Origin of the sequence: Micromonospora sp. NPDC047762, from assembly GCF_043204655.1 — a bacterium.
Lineage (GTDB): Bacteria > Actinomycetota > Actinomycetes > Mycobacteriales > Micromonosporaceae > Micromonospora.
Genome location: NZ_JBIDCQ010000008.1, coordinates 395,525 through 414,622 on the forward strand (window position 1 = coordinate 395,525; position 19,098 = coordinate 414,622).

Annotated in this window: 20 protein-coding genes and 1 tRNA gene; 5 read left to right on the top strand and 16 right to left on the bottom strand. The window is 68.9% G+C overall.

Translation table 11 applies throughout. The features are described from left to right. Positions 1–58 precede the first annotated feature (58 nt). Positions 59–1,024 carry an acetylxylan esterase gene (locus ACGF3C_RS25150; RefSeq protein WP_393225666.1) on the top strand — a complete coding sequence of 322 codons (966 nt, stop codon included), beginning with the start codon at positions 59–61 and terminating at the stop codon, positions 1,022–1,024. Positions 1,025–1,045: 21 nt separating this feature from the next. Here the strand turns inward: ACGF3C_RS25150 and ACGF3C_RS25155 are convergent, their stop codons facing one another. Together ACGF3C_RS25155 and ACGF3C_RS25160 are read right to left on the bottom strand one after the other, a co-directional pair. Next, positions 1,046–1,501 carry an Rrf2 family transcriptional regulator gene (locus tag ACGF3C_RS25155; RefSeq protein WP_030333674.1) on the bottom strand — a complete coding sequence of 152 codons (456 nt, stop codon included), beginning with the start codon at positions 1,499–1,501 and terminating at the stop codon, positions 1,046–1,048. 7 nt (positions 1,502–1,508) lie between these two features. Then, positions 1,509–2,501, bottom strand: a complete 993-nt coding sequence (locus tag ACGF3C_RS25160) for an AraC family transcriptional regulator (protein ID WP_357221737.1) — start codon at positions 2,499–2,501, stop codon at positions 1,509–1,511. A 202-nt stretch (positions 2,502–2,703) separates the two neighbouring features. On the opposite strand from ACGF3C_RS25160, the gene ACGF3C_RS25165 reads away from it, so the two are divergent. Then, entirely contained in the window at positions 2,704–3,480 is a 777-nt protein-coding gene (locus ACGF3C_RS25165; RefSeq protein WP_112677167.1) for a glucose 1-dehydrogenase, read from the top strand. Between the two features lie 279 nt (positions 3,481–3,759). Here the strand turns inward: ACGF3C_RS25165 and ACGF3C_RS25170 are convergent, their stop codons facing one another. Next, on the bottom strand, positions 3,760–4,191 hold the full coding sequence (locus tag ACGF3C_RS25170; protein WP_007457244.1) for an SsgA family sporulation/cell division regulator: 432 nt from the start codon (positions 4,189–4,191) through the stop codon (positions 3,760–3,762). Between the two features lie 273 nt (positions 4,192–4,464). Between ACGF3C_RS25170 and ACGF3C_RS25175 the strand changes: the two genes are divergently transcribed. Beyond that, entirely contained in the window at positions 4,465–5,109 is a 645-nt protein-coding gene (locus ACGF3C_RS25175) for a PGPGW domain-containing protein (RefSeq protein ID WP_393225670.1), read from the top strand. Between the two features lie 50 nt (positions 5,110–5,159). Then, positions 5,160–5,231, top strand: a tRNA-Val gene (locus tag ACGF3C_RS25180). Between the two features lie 591 nt (positions 5,232–5,822). Here the strand turns inward: ACGF3C_RS25180 and ACGF3C_RS25185 are convergent. The 10 genes from ACGF3C_RS25185 to amcA are packed head-to-tail and all read right to left on the bottom strand — an operon-like array spanning position 5,823 to position 14,362. After that, positions 5,823–6,692 carry an aminoglycoside phosphotransferase family protein gene (locus ACGF3C_RS25185; RefSeq protein ID WP_393225673.1) on the bottom strand — a complete coding sequence of 290 codons (870 nt, stop codon included), beginning with the start codon at positions 6,690–6,692 and terminating at the stop codon, positions 5,823–5,825. After that, on the bottom strand, positions 6,685–7,338 hold the full coding sequence (locus tag ACGF3C_RS25190; RefSeq protein ID WP_393225676.1) for a histidine phosphatase family protein: 654 nt from the start codon (positions 7,336–7,338) through the stop codon (positions 6,685–6,687). Before ACGF3C_RS25190 ends, ACGF3C_RS25185 begins: the two co-directional genes overlap by 8 nt. Further along, on the bottom strand, positions 7,314–8,096 hold the full coding sequence (locus ACGF3C_RS25195) for a phosphotransferase (RefSeq protein ID WP_377674238.1): 783 nt from the start codon (positions 8,094–8,096) through the stop codon (positions 7,314–7,316). The genes ACGF3C_RS25190 and ACGF3C_RS25195 overlap by 25 nt, the downstream gene beginning before the upstream one ends. Then, positions 8,093–8,908, bottom strand: a complete 816-nt coding sequence (locus ACGF3C_RS25200) for a class I SAM-dependent methyltransferase (protein WP_393225679.1) — start codon at positions 8,906–8,908, stop codon at positions 8,093–8,095. Before ACGF3C_RS25200 ends, ACGF3C_RS25195 begins: the two co-directional genes overlap by 4 nt. A 24-nt stretch (positions 8,909–8,932) precedes the next feature. After that, a complete protein-coding gene (locus ACGF3C_RS25205; protein WP_393225682.1) occupies positions 8,933–9,454 on the bottom strand; it encodes a topology modulation protein in 522 nt (173 codons plus the stop codon). 51 nt (positions 9,455–9,505) lie between these two features. Then, positions 9,506–10,552: a hypothetical protein gene (locus ACGF3C_RS25210; RefSeq protein WP_357221715.1), complete on the bottom strand. Its 1,047-nt coding sequence runs from the start codon at positions 10,550–10,552 to the stop codon at positions 9,506–9,508. After that, complete coding sequence (locus ACGF3C_RS25215) at positions 10,537–12,246, bottom strand: carbamoyltransferase (protein ID WP_393225685.1); 1,710 nt, start codon at positions 12,244–12,246, stop codon at positions 10,537–10,539. The genes ACGF3C_RS25210 and ACGF3C_RS25215 overlap by 16 nt, the downstream gene beginning before the upstream one ends. After that, a complete protein-coding gene (locus ACGF3C_RS25220; RefSeq protein ID WP_377674241.1) occupies positions 12,243–13,196 on the bottom strand; it encodes a thymidylate synthase in 954 nt (317 codons plus the stop codon). The genes ACGF3C_RS25215 and ACGF3C_RS25220 overlap by 4 nt, the downstream gene beginning before the upstream one ends. Before the next feature lie 18 nt (positions 13,197–13,214). Next, positions 13,215–14,186 carry an NAD-dependent epimerase/dehydratase family protein gene (locus ACGF3C_RS25225; protein WP_393225689.1) on the bottom strand — a complete coding sequence of 324 codons (972 nt, stop codon included), beginning with the start codon at positions 14,184–14,186 and terminating at the stop codon, positions 13,215–13,217. Further along, positions 14,183–14,362 (bottom strand): multiple cyclophane-containing RiPP AmcA, encoded by a 180-nt coding sequence (gene amcA / locus ACGF3C_RS25230; protein WP_393225692.1) that lies wholly within the window; start codon positions 14,360–14,362, stop codon positions 14,183–14,185. Before amcA ends, ACGF3C_RS25225 begins: the two co-directional genes overlap by 4 nt. 447 nt (positions 14,363–14,809) lie before the next feature. Between amcA and ACGF3C_RS25235 the strand changes: the two genes are divergently transcribed. Beyond that, the gene (locus ACGF3C_RS25235; RefSeq protein WP_393225694.1) at positions 14,810–16,141 is read left to right on the top strand and encodes a multiprotein-bridging factor 1 family protein; all 1,332 of its coding nucleotides are present in this window, start codon (positions 14,810–14,812) and stop codon (positions 16,139–16,141) included. On the opposite strand, the gene ACGF3C_RS25240 is transcribed toward ACGF3C_RS25235, so the two are convergent. The 3 genes from ACGF3C_RS25240 to ACGF3C_RS25250 all read right to left on the bottom strand — a co-directional run bounded on the left by ACGF3C_RS25240 (position 16,138) and on the right by ACGF3C_RS25250 (position 18,907). Continuing rightward, complete coding sequence (locus ACGF3C_RS25240) at positions 16,138–16,794, bottom strand: HAD family hydrolase (RefSeq protein WP_393225791.1); 657 nt, start codon at positions 16,792–16,794, stop codon at positions 16,138–16,140. The two genes, ACGF3C_RS25235 and ACGF3C_RS25240, sit on opposite strands and share 4 nt — an antisense overlap. Positions 16,795–17,319: 525 nt before the next feature. Then, the gene (locus ACGF3C_RS25245; protein WP_393225697.1) at positions 17,320–17,655 is read right to left on the bottom strand and encodes a hypothetical protein; all 336 of its coding nucleotides are present in this window, start codon (positions 17,653–17,655) and stop codon (positions 17,320–17,322) included. Between the two features lie 19 nt (positions 17,656–17,674). Continuing rightward, a complete protein-coding gene (locus tag ACGF3C_RS25250) occupies positions 17,675–18,907 on the bottom strand; it encodes a hypothetical protein (RefSeq protein ID WP_393225700.1) in 1,233 nt (410 codons plus the stop codon). Positions 18,908–19,098: the final 191 nt, after the last annotated feature.

Consider the following 19,098-nt stretch of genomic DNA (forward strand, 5'->3'; position numbering starts at 1 on the left):
GCGGGCGACGGTCCACCCCACTGACAACTGACAATCCTGCTGTCCTGGAGGCCAAGCTGTGGCTCTGAGCGATCTCACCGTCGCCGACTGCTGGGCGTACCGACCCGACCTGACTGTTCCGGAGGACCTGGACGCCTTCTGGGGCCGGACGCTGGGTGCCGCCAGTGCCGCAGCGGCGACGTACGAGCCCGTCGACACCGGCCTCACCCAGATCCACACCTTCTCGGTCACCGTCCCCGGCTCCGGCGGCGAGCCGGTGCACGGCTGGCTGCACCTGCCGGCGCACGCCACCGAGCCGTTGGCGTGCGTGGTCGAGTACCTCGGGTACGGCCGAGGCCGTGGGCTGCCGCACGAGAAACTCTTCTGGGCCTCGGCGGGCTTCGCGCATCTCATCATGGACACCCGGGGTCAGGGCTGGAGTGCCGCGCCCGGCGGCACCGCCGATGCGCACCCTTACCCAGCAGGCACCGTTCCGGGTTTCCTCACTCGCGGGGTCACCAGCCCGGAGGAGTTCTACTACCGCAGGCTGATCACCGACGCGGTCCGGTTCGCCCAGGCTGCCCAGGAGCATCCCGCCGTCGAGCCCGACCGGGTCGTCGTCACCGGCATCAGCCAGGGAGGCGGCTTGTCACTGGCGGTCGCCGCGCTGTTTCCGGGCGTGGCGGCGGCCATGCCCGACGTGCCCTTCATGTGTGACTTCCCGCGCGCCGTCCGGGTCGCCGCCGAAGGCCCCTACGGCGAGGTCGCCGAGTATCTCGCGCTCCACCGTGACCAGAGCAGTCAGGTGTTCCGTACGTTGTCGTACGTCGACGCCGCCGTGCTCGCATCCGGCGCGACCGCGCCCGCGCTGTTCTCCATCGCGATGATGGACCGGATCTGCCCGCCCTCGACCTGCTTCGCCGCCTACCACCGCTACGGGGGCGACAAGGAGGTGCGCGTGTACGAGTTCAACGACCACGAAGGTGGCGAGGCGCACCAGCAGCTCGAACAACTCGCCTGGCTGCGCAAGCTCTTCGGCCGCTGAGGACAGCACCCGCTGCTGGCGTCAGCGCGGCTCCCACGCGTCGGGCAGCGCGGTGAGCTTGCGGACGTGCGCGGGCAGTCGACCGCTGACGATCTCGGCGAGGCTCACCTCGTCGACGACCCGCCGGACGGCGGCGCGGACCGCCACCCACAGGCCGGGCAGGTTCTCCGCCGAGCCCTCGTACCGGGTCTCCTCGGGGCGCAGCCCGCGTACCCCGGCCAGGGGGCCCTCGACGGCGCGCAGCACCGCGCCGACGGTCACCTCGCGGGGTGGGCGGGCGAGGGTGTAGCCGCCCTCGGCGCCGCGTTGGGCGCGGACGATGCCGGCCCGGCGCAGATCCGCCAGGACCGCCTCCAGGAACTTGCGGGGCATGTCCTGCTCCGCGGCGATGGCCTGGGTGGACAGCAGCGAGGGGTACGCGGTGGCGAGGCTCAACGCCGCCCGTACCGCGTAGTCGCCGCGCGCGGAGATCTGCACCCTGCCATCATGCCCGGCCGGTGCCGCCCAGCCCTCCGGCGGGCGGCCCGGGTCTCGTGGCGTACCCGCCGTTGGCGGGTTCGCCGAGGGTGCCGGGGCGGAACCAGCCGCTGTTGACGCCCGTCGACTCCGCCGGCGGTCGAGGCCGGACCACCCGGCCGGCCGCCGGTTGATCCCGGGCGGCCCGGAACGCGCCGGGGCTGACCCCGACCTCGCGGGTGAAGAAGCGGCCGAAGTTCGTGGGTTCGGAGAAGCCGAGCCGCCGGCCGATCTGGGCGATCGGCTGATCTGTCGCGGCCAGTAGCCGGCCGGCCTGCAAGGCGACCCGCTCGTCGATGACCTGCTTGGCGCTGCGACCGGTGACGGCCAGGCAGGCCCGGGTCAGGGTCCGCACCGAGCAGCCGAGCTCGGCCGCATAATCCTCCACCCGCCGGGTTCGCGGGTAGCCGTGCTCCACCTCGCGGCGGAACCTGCGGAACGTCTCGTCCTCGGGTCGGGACGGCGACCGGTCGTCGCGGGCCACGGCCAGCCGCAGCAACAGCACGGCCAGTTGGTGCCGGAGCAGCGCGCGGGCGGTAGGGCTGTCGGGGTGCCGCCGGCAGTCCACCGCCAACTGGCTCACCTCGCTGATCACCGCGTCCTCGTCCTCACCCGCCAACTGCCGCCATGTCGCGGTCGTGGTCAGGTCGACGTCGAAGCCGCGCAGCGCCTCGGCGTCCCAGGCAACCACTGTGGCGTCGAACTGGGGGCCGGCGCAGCGCAGCACCTGGCCGGGGCGGACCCGCAGCAGCGTGCCGGGCCGGCACGGCAGCAGGTGAAAGTCGAGTTCCGCGTCGCCGTGCCCACGCGTGGTGAGAATCAGAAGCTCCCGCTCGACGATCACCGGCCGACGCCAGCCCGGGGCACCGGCAAGATCGGCCAGCGCGAACGTGGCTATCTCGTCGGTGACGGGAGACGCCGTTCCGATCGATGGCGCGGGGGAGGGATCGGTGGAGACCATCGCCTGCGACGGTAGCCCGAACCGCAGGTCACCGCATCCCGATCGACGTTCGCAGCGGAATCCGCGGCAAGCTGCGGGCTTGTCCCGGTCCCGGCGGCCGGGCTACGTTACCCGGCGGTAGCGCCGTCGGTCCGCGGTCCACCCGGTATCCGCCGGTCACCTGACCGGCCGCCGGCACCCGCCGACTCGCGATGGGATGGGCATGACGCAGCTGTTCTCGGTCGAAGGTAAGACGGTCCTGGTCACCGGCGGATCGCGGGGGATCGGGCTGATGATCGCCCAGGGCTTCGTCCGGGCCGGCGCACACGTGATCATCTCGTCCCGCAAGGCTGACGTCTGCGAGGCGGTCGCCACCACCCTGTCCGCCGAGGGTCGCTGCGAGGCTATCCCCGCCGACCTCAGCGACGACGCCGGCGCCGAAATGTTGGCCGCCGCCGTGCGCGAGCGCTTCGGCCGCCTCGACGTGCTGGTCAACAACGCCGGAGCGACCTGGGGCGCACCACTGGAGGACTACCCCGAGGCCGCGTTCGACAAGCTCTGGGCGGTCAACGTCAAGGCCGTCTTCCGGCTCACCACGGCGCTGCTGCCGGCGCTGCGCGCCGCCGCCAGCGCCGACGACCCGGCCCGCGTGATCAACATCGGGTCGATCGACGGCATCCGGGTGCCAATGATGGAGGTGTACGCGTACTCGGCCACCAAGGCCGCCGTGCACATGCTCACCCGCAGCCTCGCCCACCAACTCGCCGGGGAGCAGATCACCGTCAACGCGATAGCGCCCGGCCCGTTCGAGAGCAAGATGATGGCGTTCGCGCTCGACGACCCGGCGAGCCGGGCCGCCATCGAGCAGCAGGTGCCGCTCGGCCGGATCGGGCGCCCCGAGGACATGGCCGGCACGGCCATCTACCTCTCGTCGCGCGCCGGCGCGTACCTGACCGGAGCGGTCATCCCCGTCGACGGCGGCATCACCACGCACGGCTGAGCACCGGCCGACCCGGGGAGCGCTGCCCGCGTACCCCTTAGGGCGTGATTCGGAAGTGCTGGCCGGCCTGCGCCGGGCCCAGCCGCCGTCCGGCGGCGTTGTCGCAACGTCCGGATACAACACCGGTATCCGGACGCCGCTCCGCCTTGCCGGACGACGCCTGGACTCCGGCTCGGCTCGACCGACACTTCCGAATCACGCCCTGGGTGTGTGCCGGGGCCGCGCGGACTCGGCAGATCCGCGCGGCCCCGGTGTGGCCGGTGTTGCAGGTTCGGGCGGTCAGCGACCGGCGAGCAGCCGGTTCACCGCCGTGTCGACGTCCAGGTGCTCGGCCTCACGGCCGCGCGGGACGACGACGTAGGTCCGTCGAAGGAAACGCACCAGGACGCTGCGCGGCACCTCGAAGAGGGCGTTGCCGTCCGGTGACGAGAGGGCCAGCGCGACGAAGTCGCCGCGCGGTGTGGCCCAGGGCCAGACCCGAACGTCCCCGATGCCGGCCGGCTCGTCCAGGCCGGTGACCAGAAGTTCGCGAGCGAACGACCAGCTCACCGCCTCGCCCCCTGCCGATTCGGCATGGAACAGGACATGGACCGCATACGGGTCAGCAGGGTCGTAACGCAGACTGGCACGCACCGGCAAGGCGGTGGCGTCAGGTGCGACGAGCCTTAGCGACGTCTCGACCTCTACGGTCGTCGGTCGGATGACACTCATGGACGTTCTCCCCCCGGCACCGCTGCGGAACGCGCGTGTCCCGCTTTTCCCATACTCAGGTGCTACCTCTGGCTACGCTCCGCCATACGCTGACTTCACCCAGTGGTGGGAAGGGGGACGGAAAGGCCGCGTGAATGTGAGCATTCATGTAGGATTTCCGGTTCTGCCCAGTGCGTGATCCCGCCCGGTATCGGGTGGCTCAGTCGTCGACTTACTCCGGTAACGTCCAGTCGGCCGTTGCAGTGACGGGCCCGAGCGACACTGGGGGGTGAAATGGTGACGAAGCAATCCTCAGTGGATCCCGCGGCGGCACCCGGCCCGCCGAAAGTCGCGGTCCGAGCAGCCGAAAAGCGGGGGTACGGAGTGCCGATGGAGCAGCCCGAACGGGCCGGTCGGCCGGCGTCCGACGCCGGACGGTCCGGTGGCGGCGGCGCCGGTGCTGGTCGTGGTGACAACGCTGCCGCCGGTGACGACGCCGCCGTTGGTGGTGGCGGGATCGCCGTGCAGGATCCTCCGCGCCGGCCTCGCTGGCGTGAACGGATCTCGCTGACCCTCGACCTCATCCGCGCCAACCCCACCGGGCGGATCGCACTCAAGATCTTCATCGCGATCGCCGGGGCGCTCGTGGTGACCATCGGCATCGCCCTGATCCCGCTCCCCGGGCCGGGCTGGCTGCTGGTGATCGCCGGCCTGGGCATCTGGGCCGTCGAATACCACTGGGCTCGACGGCTGCTCGGCTTCACCCGTCGCCACGTCCACGGCTGGACACGCTGGGTAACGAGGCAGTCGCTGCTGGTGCGAATCGTGCTCGGCTCCGTCGGCCTGGTCTTCGTGGCCACGGTGGTCTGGCTGTCCCTCAAGTACAGCCTCGGCATCGACGTGGTCGCTGAGGCGATGCAGTACCTGGCGACGCACTGACCCCGGATTTCCGGTCCGGTTCCACGATCGGGTAGAGTCAGTGGCGCTGAGGGCGATTAGCTCAGTGGGAGAGCGCTTCGTTCACACCGAAGAGGTCGCTGGTTCGATACCAGCATCGCCCACCCTTAGTTTCTGCAGTTCAGAAGCCCGTTGCCGAGATGGTCGGTAACGGGCTTTGATGCATGTGCGGCTTACATTGGGAGCAGATGGGGAGCAGCGGCGAAGCTCGGGTCGCCGGTGAGCCAACGCGTCGTCGCGTGCGCCCTGCCGTCCGCGCCGGCCACACCCGAAGTCGCCAAAGGCTGGAAAGCCGCACGGGCCCGCTTGCCAGGCGCTCGACGGCCGCCGATGCCGTGGACACCGTCTCCGAGCGCTGGCCCGACTCGTACGCCTGGATCAGCCTCGATATACCCGCCGTTCTGCTGCTGGCGCACCACGTGCCCCACTGCCGGCTTCGATGAGGCGGTGCGCCAGCTCGCCCTGCGCGTCAGGACATCGGAGACGTTCTTTGTGCCCACCAAGAACGTCATCCAATTCTACGAGACAGAGACGTTCGTTTGACAGACTCGTTTAGTCCGGCGGGTCCGCTGGTTCGTAGGCAGCGGAAAACGGGGATACGGCGGTCGCCTGTGCACCGTCCCTCTTGCTTCGAGGCTTCAACAGTGAGGATCTAGTCCATCGTGGTCGTGGCAGCGGGGAATAGCGCACGGATCCTATGGGCGAGTTAGGTCGGAGTGCCAGCCGCCGGCGAGGACGGAGGCAGTGGTGATGGAAACGTCGCCGCCACGCTTGACATCATCCGGGGTTGTGGTGCACCACGTCGTCAGCGCATCGAGGTGGGCACAGTGTTTGAGAACCTCGCGGTCGACGTTGTCGAGCTGGCCATATGCATCGAAAAAGATTCTGCTGAGGTAAGGGCGGCGGGGCCAGATGCGAGCGGCGAGACGTACGAGGTCGCGGGCGGGGAGGTCGTAGCGGCTGTGCTCGAAGTCGATCAGCCGGAGTATGCCGTCGTCGCCGTAGAGCATGTTGCGAGGCATGAAGTCGAGGTGGCACGGCGCGGCTGGTAGCGGTGCGAGGTCTCGTAGTGCTCGCATGTGGGCGCGTACCTCGGCGCGGTAGTTGGGCGTAATCCGATCTCCGGCGAGGTGGATCCAGTACTCGGCGCGTTCCGCAAGCCAGTCCGTCCAGTCCGGTTCGAGGCGGGGCAGCTCGGCGGCGTGGAGTGTCTTGAGTAATTGTCCTGCCTGCCGGTATGCGTCCTGCTCGGACTCGTGGTCGAGCTGCCGCTGGCTGAGTGGGAGGCCCGGTACGGCAGTGATGATGATGGTCGGTGGGTCGTCGGTGCTCGCCAGCAGCCGGGGTGCCCGGTCGCCGAAGGCGGGGACCCAGGTGCGGTAAGCGTGGACTTCCTGGATGTGGCGTTCCGGACTGCGGTGGATCTTGACAATGACCTCACCGTGCGCGGTCGGCGAGGCACGTAGGACGCGAGTGCCGGCGTGGCCGGGGTGCCAGCTCACGGGCTTGGCGTCGGTGTTGAGGAGACGTTGGCAGAGCGCGAGGTGAACGTCGAGGTCAGTCATGGCGGGGCCGGAGGTGTCGGGTGTCGTTGTGGGTGACCAGCTGCCAGATGGTGCGGCCGAAGCGGTTGGTTGGCCGCTGCCACTGGGTGAGAGAGGCATGGTCGGTGACGAAGCCGAGCCGCAGGCAGGCATTCCGGGGCAGGCCGAGGAGCAGGGTGTGCGCCGCTTCGACTGTTTCCCCGTGGGCCGCGACGAGAATTCGTTCACCATCGTGGCGGGCGAGGATCTTCTGTAGTGCCTCGTGGGCCCGGTCGAGGTACTCGTTCCATGTCTCGGAGCCGGAAGCGTACTGATGGTCGGGGTTGTGCTGAGGCGGCCCTTGGAAGGAGGTCTTGACGTCCACCCAGGGCCGGCCGTCGGCTCCGCCGTGGTTGGGGCCGCGGAGGTTCGGGTCGATGGTGGCGGACAAGCGCAGGGCTCGGGTGATGATCTCGGCGGTCTGGGCCACGCGCAGTCGGGGTGTGGCGTAGAAGGCGGCATATGGTCGGTGGGCGTGCTCGGCGGCCAGCCGGGCGGCGAGTTGTTCCGCCTGCTTCCGACCGAGGTCGGTGAGGCCGGTGCAGCCCCGCTTGCCGCCGACGATTCCGGCGACATTGCAGGCGGCTTCGCCGTGGCGGGCGATCACGAGTTCGGTCGTGGGGGCCATCTGAGGGCTCCTGTTCTGGTCGACTCGGTGGGGAACGGGGCGGGCCAGGGCCGGACGGTGGGCCAGGGGTGCCGGTAGCCGTTGCGGCCGAGGTATCGCAGCGTCAGCAGGTGGTGCAGTTCGGCGTACTGCTTCAGGTCGGCCAGGCTGCAGAGCTGGGGCGCGACCACGACGCGGTAGGCGTGCAGGCAGTGGGCGAGGGTTTGCTCCCCGAGGCTGCCGTAGGTCATGGAGGCGGTAACCAGCAGGCCGGCTAAGTCGTAGCCGAAGGGAGCGAGCGTCAGGTCGTCGAAGTCGACGACGGCCATGTCATCGCCTTCCGCGAGGTAGTTCCGGATGTTCGGGTCCTTGTAGAACGCCGCGGGCTGTCCGGCTCGGTCGAGTACGGCGTCGATGGCCGACCCGTGGACGCCCGAGGCGGCAGCTGCGCGGTGTAACGCCTCCTGCCGCGTGCTGGCGAAGTCGGGGATAACGAGTCCGATCGAGGTGATGTGGGGTTGATCGAGACGGGCGGCCCACAGTTCATGCCGGTGCGCGGCAGCGTGGAGCCGGCCGAGTGCTGCAGCGGCCCGCGGAAGATCGTTCATCTCCGGTATGTGCCCCGGCAACCGTTCGAAGATCAGATGCCGGACGCCCCGCGCGACAAGCGCGGGCAGACGTACGCCGGAGCCCAAGCCGGCTAGCCAGGCGTGGTGGGCGGCAGCGGCGGCGCAGCGTTCTGGATCGTCGTACCGTTTGACGAAGGCGGCGCCACTCATGGCCGCACCGCTATCGCGTAGCTGACAATGGATTGGGTTGTGTAGGGCGGTGCGGGCAGCCGCAGTCGGAGGGTCGCTGCGAGGGCGGGGATCCCGCCGGTCAGGGTGATCCGGTATTTCGGTGTGGTGGTGAGGTAGCGGGCGAGGTGCGTGGCGTCCGCGAAGTGGAAGACGTGTTCCTCGCGCTGGACGTCGATGACTATCAGGTTGGTGGCGGCGATGGTGTGCAGGTTGCCGCTGTGAAAGCTCTCATAGAGGCTCGGTCGACTGGTGCCGTGCGGGTCGAGGCCGGCGGCGCGGACGAGATGGTCGAGTTCGGCGTAGCTGTCCAGCGACTTGGTGACCAGGACGGCTGCACCGCCAGGGCGTAGGCAGCGGGCGATCTCCGCTACGGCCAGGCTCGGCGTCGGAGAGTGATACAGGCAGAAGGCGGCAACTGCGGCGTCGGCGACGCTGTCCAGCAGCGGCAGGTGGTGAAAGTCAGCGCAGACCACCGAGCCCAACGCCCCAGCGTCCCCGAGGCGGTCGCGGGTGGTTCGGAGAAGCGCGGCCGAAGCGTCGACGGCAATGAGCCGCCGGGGCCGGAGCCGGTCTGCCAGGCGCAGAGTTGTGGTGCCGCGCCCGCAACCGATGTCGAGCACGGCCGCCCCGCGTGGAACCCGGGCGGCGAGCAGGTTGGCGATCGTGTCGGCGACGTCGCTTCCGCTGATCTTGGCGCGATGCAGTGCTTGGGTGCGGTCGGCGAGCCGGCCGTCGCCCCGGTAGAGGTCGCCGTGGACCAGGGTGGGGTCAAGGAACGGGTTGGCCGACATCTGCCGCCTCCCGTTCCGCTGCGGTCAGGTCACGGGTTGGTGCTCGTCGCGGACGCGTTTGATCAGATGGGCCGCTTGGCGGCGGCTGGTGAGGGTGATCAAGCGGACGTGTGGTCCGTGCTCGCGGAGCAGGTTCTGAACTCGCGGGCGCATGGTGCGTCGGTAGCTGAGGACGTAGCGGACGAAGTTCCAGGTGATGCGGTCGTAGACGCCGTCCTGGTGGTGTTGTCCGCCGCGGTAGCGCCAGCGGCGTTGGGCGATGCCCCACAGGCAGGTTGTGGCGGGTAGGTCGAGGAAGATCACGGTGTCGGCAGCGGCGAGCCGGATGGGCAGGGTGCCGGCGTAATTTCCTTCGATGATCCATCGCTCGCCAGCTACGATTTTCTCCTGCTGGGCGGCGAACTCGTCCTGCTGTAGCGGCTTCCAGTGCTGGTCGTAGTAGGTCGCGTCGAGGTGAGTCAGCGGTACGTCCAGGACCCGGGCCAACTGGCGCGCGACGGTGGACTTGCCGCTGCCGCCGCAGCCGATGATGGCGATCCTGTCCATGGTTCTCCAGGGTAGAGGTGCGGTGAGCTCGTTCAGTGGTGACACTGTGAGTCATGACCGCACCGGCTCCGGGTGGCGCAGCAGGTAGTCGAGCACTTCGAGTTGGGTTGAGAGCCGGAACGGGTCGAGGTGACGGAGGCATTCGGTGATGAGGCTGGCGTGCTCACCGGTGCCGGCGATCTCCGTGAGCCAGCCGATGCGGTGCCGCACGTCTGCGGCGTCGCCGACGATCAGCGATGAGGGAACGAACGCATTGGCGCCTCGGACGTCGGCGGGCAGCAGCGGCACACAGCCGGCGAGGACGGCCTCGAAGATTCGTTGGGTCATCTGCCCGGCGGCGGCGTATCGGGCGGGCAGCAGCAGGACGGTGGCGAGCGCGTCGGCGTAGATCGCGGAGACGCGGGGGAACGGGACTCGGCCGATGAAGTTCAGATTCGGCCAGCGCCTGGTGTCGGCCCACTTGCCGGCGATCAGGTGAGGGAGTTGCGCGGCGGTCGGCGCGAAATAGGTGTCGAACGGGTGGTCGCGGTCGTACTGATTGCCGATGTAGACCAGCGGGGTACGACGGGGCAGGGCTACAAGCGTGGTGGGGTCGGCGGCGTCGATGGCCGTGTCGGCGACAGGAAAGAGCAGTGGTACCGCGCCCGGAGTCGGGTGCAGAGCGGGTTCGCAGACGGTGACGTAGCGGGTTCGGCGCAGGGGGTCCGCTGCGGGCAGCCGACGGTCCTTGTCCCACAGGATCGTTGGGGTGCCGAGCTGGTGGGTGTAGTGGTCGAGTAGATCGGCCTGCCGATGCAGGTCGCAGGTATGGCCGGGTCGCCCGCAGACGGTGGTGTTGCGGCCGGGAATGGGCCAGCGCCATTCGAGGAACAGGGCGTCGATATCGGGCAGGCCGACGTCCCAGCGGTAGTGGCCGGTGAGATCGTCGCCGGCCTCGCACAGGTCCCGGTTGGGTTGAAGGAAGACGATGTCACGGCCGGCTGCACGTAGCCCGTCGACCAAGGTCCGGCGGTGGCTGCGGCCTCCGTCCGGGGTGTCGGTGATGCCGGTTCCGAGGAATCCCCAGAAGCTGTAGCCAATCTTCACTTGGTCACCCATTGGTCTTCGATGAGCAGTGCGTCGAGGCCGGATTCGGCCAGGCAGTCCAGGGCCATCTCCGGCGTGCCGCAGATCGGCTTGCCCTTGATGTTCAGTGAGGTGTTGATCAGCACGGGGTGGCCGGTGATCTCACCGAAGCGGGTGAGAACGTCGGCGAGGAAAGGGTGCTGCTCGCGCGTGACGGTCTGGACCCTGGCGGTGCCGTTGACGTGCACGATCGCGGGCAGCTTGTCGCGGGTCAGCTCGGTCACGGGAGCCGCGAGCGACATGTACGGCGACGGTTGGCGTAGCCGGAAGTAGTCGGTGGCCTTGTCGGCGAGTACGACAGGGGCGAAAGGCCGGAACGGTTCGCGGAACTTGACGGTGGCGTTGAGCCGCTCGACCACACCGGCCTCCAGGGGAGAGGCGAGGATCGACCGGTGCCCCAGTGCCCGTGGCCCGGCCTCCAGCGCGCCGGTGAACAGGCCCACGATTGCCCCGTCGGCTAACTGCCGGGCCAGATGGTGGGCGGGTTCGGCGGGGCGGCTGGCGTGCAGTCCCGCTCGCGGTACGGCCGGTAGTGCCAGGTCGGGATAGGCGGGGCCGAGGTAGCAGTGGTGGCGTATGCCGGTGGGTGGGCGGCCGGTCGTCTCGAGCAAGGCGTGGGCGGCGGCGCCGATCGCGGTGCCCGCGTCGCCGGGGGCGGGTGGTACATGTATCTCGTCGACGATGCCGGCCTGGGCGATGAGGCCGGCGGCTACGCAGTTCATCGCGACCCCACCGCCTAGGCAGAGCAGCCCGGAGCCAGTCAGCCGGCGGGCTCGCGCGGCGAGATGCAGCATCACCTGCTCGGTGCGCTCCTGCACTGCAGCGGCCAGGTCGGCATGCACGGGCTCTATCGGTGCAGTCGGCAGGCGGGGCGGGCAGGTCGCGGCGGTGAACGCGGGTGTGACCCGGCCGTAGCGGCTGGCGAGCACCCGAAGGGCGATCAGAGCTGGGTCGAGGGTGAACCCGTCGGTGGTGAGCCGGATCGCCCGGGACATCAGCTCTCGAAACCGGGCGGGGTCGCCGAGGGCGGCCAGCGCCATCACGGTGCCTTCCTCGTCACCGCGGCGCCAGCCGAGGTGTTCGGTGACGGCACCGTAGGCGTAGCCAAGGGAGGCCGGGTCGTCGATCGCGTGCGCCAGGTCGAGGCTGAGTCGTGAGTTGCGCTGACGGGCGTGCCAGGTGGTGGTGGTCTGCAACTCGCCGAGGCTGTCGACGATCAGGACCGCTGCGTCATCCACACCGGCGGCGGCGAAGGCGTACAGGGCATGCGCGCGGTGGTGCGGCACTGGTTGGAGGTGTGCGCGGGGGAAACGCTCGGCCAGGTCTCGCATCCGGGCCTGGTAGCGGCGGTGGACCGTGGTGAAGCTGCGGGCCCGTGGTACGGCTCGGGCGCGGCTGGCAGTCTGTCGCAGATGGGTCGGCAGTTGACCCAGCGCGCGTAGGTAGCGGCGTCCGTTGAAGTTGTACGCGACCGTGGTCACGTCCGACGGCGTCAGGCCGGCCTCGTCGAGCAGCCAGGCGACCCCGTGTGCCGGGTACGCCTTGCTGTGCTTGACCCCGTCGAGCCGTTCCTCTTCGACGAAGCCGATCAGGTGGCCGTCGACTAGTAGCGCTGCGGCCGAGTCATGCGTGTATGCGCACAGCCCAAGCACCACATTCGCGGTCATGCCAGCTCCGGCGATGCGAGGGCCGGCCGGGTGAGGTGCTGGTACCAGGCGACGAGGGCAGCGCCGAGCGGCCCCGGGGTGTCGTGGGCGATCTTGCTAGCCAGGTCCCGCTCGCCGAGCTTCCATGTCCGGTAGCTGGTCAGCACCCGTCCGAACGTGTCCCACAGGGTGCCGTCGGGCAGGTTCTCGTCACCGGAGATGACCTGCGCGAGGACAACGTCCAGGCTGGGCCAGTCCACGTCGACCGGATCCATCTCGGTGACGGTCGGTTTGTGGTGGAGACACTCAGCGGCGGCCGGAGCGTGATCGGCGTAGAGGTGCAGTGAGTCGACGTGGTGGTGATACTCGCCGACCTCGACACCGAGCCAGCCGGCCATCAGTTCCTGCAGGAGCGTGGTCGCGAAGATGTCGTACGGGAAGCCGAGCCAGAGGTCCTGGCTGCGCATGCTGGTGTGCATCTCGAGCCGGCCCTGCCGGATCAGGAACCGGTATCCGAGGGTGCACGGCACGTCCCGGTAGCCGCGGTGGTCGCGTGCCGGGTCGTAGATCTGGACGACGGCTTGTCGGGAGTCTCGGTCGGCCGTCAGTTTCCGGACGACCGCGTCGAGCTGGTCGAGGCTGCCACCCCACCGGCGGATCCGTGGCCCGTACGCGCCCTGCAGGATCCCGTCGTCCGCGTAGCGCCGCAGGTTGTCGTTGAAGTCGAAGATCCACGGGTCATCCGAGCCAGAGAGGATCCACAGCGCCTCAGCGACGGCGAATGCCGGGTTGATGACGCGTACGGGTGGCACGGAGACCAGCCGGCGCCGAGGGTTGGTCAGGCACAGGTGCGCGCCGACGACCTCGGTGGTCATCATGTCGCGCGGGCAGGCGATACGGCCGTTGAGCAGCACTGCCTGACTGGCGGCGGCGAAGAGTTCGCTCGCAGAGTCCGCAGTCAAGACGATCATGAAAAGGGTTTCCTTCCGTCAGGAGGCGAACGCGGTAAGTCGGTCGCGGGAAAGGTTGACCAACCAGGCGGACTGCCGGGCCATGCCCTCGTGCAGGCCGACGGTGGGCCAGTAGCCCAGTAGCCGGCCGGCAAGGGTCAGGTCAGCGGCCGTCGAGGGAACGTCACCCGGCTGGACGTCGGCCACCTGGACCGGGATGTGCCGTCCAGTGACCGTGGACGCCTCCTGGATCGCGCCCCGCATAGAAACGCTCGCTCCGCCGCCGATGTTCACCACGGCGCACTGGGCATCTACCTGAGAGGCGGCGATCGTCGCGGCGACGACGTCGGTGATGTACGTGAACTCCCGCCGTTGGCTGCCGTCGCCGAAGAGGGTGACCGGCAGACCGGTATAGGCCGCGAACAGCAGTCGGCCGATGGCCATGTCAGGTCGCTGGCGCGGCCCGTACACGGTGAAGTAGCGCAGGGCCACGACGCTGAGCCGGTTGTCGGGGCGGCACGCGTAGGCCACGCAGAGCTGCTCGGCGGCGAGCTTGCTCACTCCGTACGGGGATACTGGGCTGGTCCGGTCGTTCTCGCGGCTGGGTCGGTCTGCCGGCCCATAGACGCTGGACGAGGAGGCGTAGACGAGCCTCCGAACGCCCGATCGCACACACGCGTCGAGCAGCCGTTGGGTGCCGAGGACGTTGGACTGGGCGTAGTCGTGAAACTCCGAACCCCAAGAGGGCCGGACGCCCGGCCGGGCAGCCAGGTGGAATACGACGTCGCAGCCGTCCACGGCGTCATCGAGCCGGTCGGTGGCCAGATCCCGGCAGAGTGGTATGAACAGCGGATTGGCGGCTGCGGCTGCCAAATTCTCATCGGCGAGCGCATCCTGACCGAGCCGGCGGCGGTCCAGGCCGACCACCTGAATGCCTCTGGCCAGGAGCGCGTCGACGACATGCGAACCGATGAAGCCGGCGGCGCCGGTCACCAGCACCCGCGCCGTCACCGGCGACCACCGCGCTGAGCCGGTGGCGACAGCACGCGCTGCCACACGAAGGTCAGTAGGGGCGGGTCGCCTCGGAAGGTCGTCATCCGGTCCGTCGGTGGCACAACGGGCCGCGCCGCCGGACCGGGCGCACCCGTGGCGCCTGCGGAGGCGTGCCGCGAGATGTACACGGTCACGATGTCACCGTCCGACGGTCGGCCGATTCCCGCTGCTCGGCCGAGTCATGGCGGGCCCGCCGGTGTGAAGGCGGGCCCGCCGAGGTGAGGCGGCGGCTGGGAGCACCCCGCCGGTCACCCGCCCGCGCAGCCCCGATGGCGGTACGCAGACGAGGAATCAACCTCACGACCGCACCTCTGGTCGCCACCACAACAAGCGGCGTCAGCTCTCCGGCCGTCTTGCCCGATCCGATCGATCTCTCCACCATGAATCCCCTGGCGTCGATGACAATGGGTTGGTGAGCTGGAGCCGCAAGCAGCGGCCTTCGATGCTCGTCAACAGCGAACCGTCCGGCGGAGCCAAGCGGTACCGTCCAGCATCCGTCCGCTCGCAACCAGGTAGTGACGGCCCGTAGCGGAGATGGCTAACGTGGCCGTCGTCAACAGAGGACGCACGGAGGTGCTCGCATGACCGGACGGCGTTACCCCGCCAACCGGCGGCTAGCGTGGGAGAGGCTCCAGCGGGGCTGGTCCTACGAGGAGGTCGCCGAGCGCATCCGCACGGGGATGAGTCACGCTGGCGAGACCGATACCGGGCTGAACGCGAACACAGTGCGGCGGTGGGAAACCGGTGAGCGTTGGCCTGACCCGCGCTACCGCAAACATCTCGTGGCCATCCTCGACAAGCCAGCCGACCAGCTGGGACTGCTTACTCCGGACGAGCTGGCGATGCGTCCGCAGGCAGAGACATTGCACGAGTTCAGGAGGTTGTGGGACATGATCACTGGAGGCGACGAAACCGGCTGGGATCGGGCCAGCGTCCTGCGCGCGTTGTTCGGCGCCAGCATGCTTCCCCTGGTGGCGCCGCTGCTATCACTCAATCCGCAGGCTGCGTACGCCCAAGCCAAGGCCATAGATCCAAGGGCCTACGCCGAGATCGTGCGGTGCCAGCGGACGCTGTACTGGACCAGCCCCGCACGCCCGCTGTACGAGGCTGCGTATGCCCACACACAGCTCGGCACCGGACTCGTCCGCGCGGCCACCGGCACCAGCCGGGCGACCCTCGCCAGCGCCCTCGCCGAGTCGGCGCTCCTCACCGCACGACTGGCATTCTTCGATCTCAACCAGCCTGCCGTCGCGCAACGCTGCTACGACGTCGCCCTCGCCGCCACCCGTGAGGCCGGAGACCACGCGCTGGCCGCCACCGTCCTCGGCCACATGGCTTTCATCCCGGCCTTCGGACAGGATCCGACCGCTGCCCGATCACTGATCGACGCGGCGCTCCAGCACACCTGGCACGGCGTCAGCCCCGCCGTCCGCTCCTGGCTGCACTGCGTGGCCTCGGAAGTCGAAGCCCGCGCCGGGGCTGGGGCAGCAAGCCGCCACCAGATCGACCTCGCTGCCACCGCGATCACGACGCGACCCGAAATGCCCGAATGGTTCGACTACTACGACACCGACCGACTGCACTCCTTCGCTGGCTATGCAGTTCTCGCCGCTGGCGACCATGCCGAGGCCGCCCGCCACCTGGCCACGTCTCTCGCCGGCCTGACCGCGACGGGCGCCAAGCAGCGCAGCGTCGTCCTCGCCGACCTGGCCTCGGCGCACAGCAGCGACGGAGACCACGCCGCCGACTACCTCAACCAGGCCCTGGACGCACTGCAGGCCGACTGGTACGGCATGGGGCTGGAGCGGGTCAGAGCCGTCCGGCAGGTACTCGGCGACAGCCGCGAGGGCAGCCAACTCGACGAACGCGTCGCCGCCCTCGCGACCAGCCGGGCCGCTCTTCCGGGGAGCTAAGCCCTCGACTCGTTATGCCTGCGCACCAGCTCCGGCAGCTCCGCCAGCGAGTCGAGATGGAACAGGCAGCGGTCGCTGACCGCCTTGTCATCGAGGATGTGTCCCCACGGCCCCCGTCGCACCAGGGCAGTCGCGAGCCCGGCCGCCTGCGCTGGCTGGATGTCGTTGTCCAGCCGGTCCCCGACGTACAGCACTTGCGCGGCGGGGCAGCCGGCCTCCGCGACGACGCGGTCGAAGAACGCGGCTGACGGCTTTTCGACGTTCCAGCCGTCCGAAGTGCCGATCACGTCGACCGGCAGGTCCAGCGCGCGCAGGATGGTCTCGGCTCGGGCGGTCTGGTTACCAGCCAGGCCGACCTGCACGCCCAGTTTCCGCAGGTCGGCCAGGCACGGTCGGGCGTCCGGGTAAAGGTTTTCCTCGGAGAAGTGTTCCGACTGCCCGGCGTCGGTGCGGCGCTGCCGCTCTTCAGCGAGGTCGAACCCAGGCCGGAACACCTGGAACGTCTCCCGGTAGTCCAGACCGCGAGCGATGACCGCGCCGAAGACGGCCGAGAAGGTGTGCCGCGGGACGCCCAGCCAGTCAGCCCAGGTGCCGTACTCCCGGGACTCGTCAACGATCGTCTCGCCCACATCGAAGAACACGCTCGTGATCATCCCGCGATTGTGCCTTTCGGGCGCAGGTACATCAACGTGCGCCGCGAGCCGGCCGCTACCGAAGTGCTCCGCAACGCTGCGGCCTGGTTCGCCGAGCGCGGCATCACCATCGAACGCGTCCTGTCCGAAAACGGCTCGACATGCAAGCCCCACGCCTGCCGCGACGTCGACCACCACCTCGGCGTCTCTCCAGATGGCCGGTTCGCGCCCACCAGGCCAGCGGCTGCCTCCGGGCAGCCACTGCAGCTGCTAGCGGATCGTCTGACCTCGGTCATCGTGCCGCTGAGTTCGGGAAACAGCTGATCTTGTGGGAGACCTTTGTGATTACAGTCGTTCACCGATATTTTGACGACAGCCATTGCCGATCGACGACCCGACCGCGTCTCAAGATCGTCGGCCGGCTCGTGGGTCCGGGCGGGGTCCTTGCCAGGGCTACGACGCCTACCTGGCGGCGCCTAACGAGGCTTACCGCTCCCTGTCGAGGGGTACCGCCCCCAAGCACCTGACCTGATGACTCGCGTCCTCCTAGATCTGGCGATAGAGCATCGGTTTCCTAAGACGATGCTCTATCTGCGATTGCAGGCTTTCTACCTGCACGCTCTTCAAGCTTGCCTTGGGTTTGCAGGTCGCAACGGGTACCTGCTGTGCTCGCTTGCTGAAGATCAGCGGTGGTCTGTGAATCTTGAGCGAGTGGCCAACTTTTGCGACGACACACTGCCGGAATGCTTCAAGCTCGGCAACCTCCGGCAGCGTGCGCCAACCATGCAGAGTAAGCGCGGTTTGCGCCTCTCCTGCAGGTTCCTCCAGTTCAAACGGCCGATGGGACGTGACTAGCCAGCTCTCCGGCCGGTCACATCCCATCGAGAAGACCTGATAGAAGTCAGCAATGTGGCAATCCGAGGCCGCCTCGCCCGTCCGGCTGGATCCAGACTTCTGAAAGGTAGCCGGACCGCCCGTCGGACCATCGGACGCCGTACCAGAGACTCGAGCTGAACAGGCCCGGGTTGGCGTCATCGTTCGGGGAGTTGTTCTGCCCATTGGTGATCGTGCTCCCGTCGAGCTGACAGGTGGCCACGATCCGGGCGCCGGTGCTCATGTTGGTGCCCTCGAGGGCGCAACCCCTTGTCTGGCAGGTGGGCTCCGTGCGGGAGGAAAGGTACGCAGGCTTGTCTTCGCGCATAGCCGTCGCGCCGTTGGTTACCAGGTTCTGCACCAACAAAGTCCGGGTGGCCGGGCCGGAAGGTTCCTGCCGGGCTGGCGTCTCCGGGCGCGGCCCGTCGGCGCTGGCTGGCGGTTCGTCATCCGCACCGCTGGTCGGCAGCGCCGGGCTTGCCACCGAGGTTGGCCACGTCACGTGCTCGGACTCGACGCCCCAGACGTTCACCCAGTGCCCGCCGCTGTCCCCGCTGTAGCACCCGTCGTCCCTCGCCGCAGCGCCGTCGGCATTCACCACCAGGTCGAAGCTCTTGAACACGTCGGGGTCGTTGTCGTCCATGCACTGCACTGTGGCGTGCCAGCCCGGCGGAAACGCCGAAAGTCGTACCGCGTAAAAGTAGCCCGACGGGGCCGCCTTCCCCTGCGTCAGCGCGACGACGCTGTGCTTCAGTGGATCGACTGGCCGAGTCATCGACGCGTCGCACTTCGGCACCCTAATCTGGTCCCAGACCAGGTCGGACCACACGTACCCGGTCACCCCCGGGTGTGGGCTGCCCGACGGCGCCTCAACAACCCAGAACCACCGGCGGGAGGTACCGTCCCTCGGCGCGCTGGTGTCCGTCCAGCACTTCATGACCACCTGACTGCCGGCATCGAGCTCGTCGATGATGCCGAAGCCTTGCGTCTGGCCGGCGTTGTTGCCCTGCGGCCATTCGCGGACTCGGACCTGGTCGCCGGTGTTGGGGGCCTGTACCCGGCTGACTCCCTCGTCCGCCTGCGTCCCGTCCGGGTTGAGCCGCCACCGCGGGTTGGCGGGGGCAGTTTCCGCGGCTTGGCCAGCCGCGACGGGGAGGCCGGGTTCGACGGACTCCAGTGTGCGCTGGTGAAGCACGAGGCTCACCGCTAGGACCAGGACGAGTCCGATACTGGCGACGAGGGCGGAGCGGAGCGGCTTCATAGGCGGAACCTCTCTGCGCGGAGTCTTCGGTCGACATGGTCGGGTTAGGTACCGGGGCAACTGGGGCCTAGCCGACCCGACGAGGGCGGTGCCGTCGCTGCGATGAGTCGCCGATGGCGCCAGTCTCCGACGGCGAGTGCGGTTCCCGGTTGGTTCATTCTTTGCGTCGCCAGTGACCAGATGCTGACGCG

Coding starts and splice junctions, on each gene's coding strand:
- ACGF3C_RS25250 (WP_393225700.1), bottom strand. CDS start 18,907: ATGAAGCCGCTCCGCTCCGCCCTCGTCGCCAGTATCGGACTCGTCCTG.
- ACGF3C_RS25220 (WP_377674241.1), bottom strand. CDS start 13,196: ATGATCGTCTTGACTGCGGACTCTGCGAGCGAACTCTTCGCCGCCGCC.
- ACGF3C_RS25175 (WP_393225670.1), top strand. CDS start 4,465: ATGGTGACGAAGCAATCCTCAGTGGATCCCGCGGCGGCACCCGGCCCG.
- ACGF3C_RS25165 (WP_112677167.1), top strand. CDS start 2,704: ATGACGCAGCTGTTCTCGGTCGAAGGTAAGACGGTCCTGGTCACCGGC.
- ACGF3C_RS25240 (WP_393225791.1), bottom strand. CDS start 16,794: ATGATCACGAGCGTGTTCTTCGATGTGGGCGAGACGATCGTTGACGAG.
- ACGF3C_RS25160 (WP_357221737.1), bottom strand. CDS start 2,501: ATGGTCTCCACCGATCCCTCCCCCGCGCCATCGATCGGAACGGCGTCT.
- ACGF3C_RS25170 (WP_007457244.1), bottom strand. CDS start 4,191: ATGAGTGTCATCCGACCGACGACCGTAGAGGTCGAGACGTCGCTAAGG.
- ACGF3C_RS25200 (WP_393225679.1), bottom strand. CDS start 8,908: ATGTCGGCCAACCCGTTCCTTGACCCCACCCTGGTCCACGGCGACCTC.
- ACGF3C_RS25245 (WP_393225697.1), bottom strand. CDS start 17,655: ATGGGATGTGACCGGCCGGAGAGCTGGCTAGTCACGTCCCATCGGCCG.
- ACGF3C_RS25190 (WP_393225676.1), bottom strand. CDS start 7,338: ATGGCCCCCACGACCGAACTCGTGATCGCCCGCCACGGCGAAGCCGCC.
- ACGF3C_RS25210 (WP_357221715.1), bottom strand. CDS start 10,552: ATGGGTGACCAAGTGAAGATTGGCTACAGCTTCTGGGGATTCCTCGGA.
- ACGF3C_RS25195 (WP_377674238.1), bottom strand. CDS start 8,096: ATGAGTGGCGCCGCCTTCGTCAAACGGTACGACGATCCAGAACGCTGC.
- ACGF3C_RS25215 (WP_393225685.1), bottom strand. CDS start 12,246: ATGACCGCGAATGTGGTGCTTGGGCTGTGCGCATACACGCATGACTCG.
- ACGF3C_RS25205 (WP_393225682.1), bottom strand. CDS start 9,454: ATGGACAGGATCGCCATCATCGGCTGCGGCGGCAGCGGCAAGTCCACC.
- ACGF3C_RS25235 (WP_393225694.1), top strand. CDS start 14,810: ATGACCGGACGGCGTTACCCCGCCAACCGGCGGCTAGCGTGGGAGAGG.
- ACGF3C_RS25185 (WP_393225673.1), bottom strand. CDS start 6,692: ATGACTGACCTCGACGTTCACCTCGCGCTCTGCCAACGTCTCCTCAAC.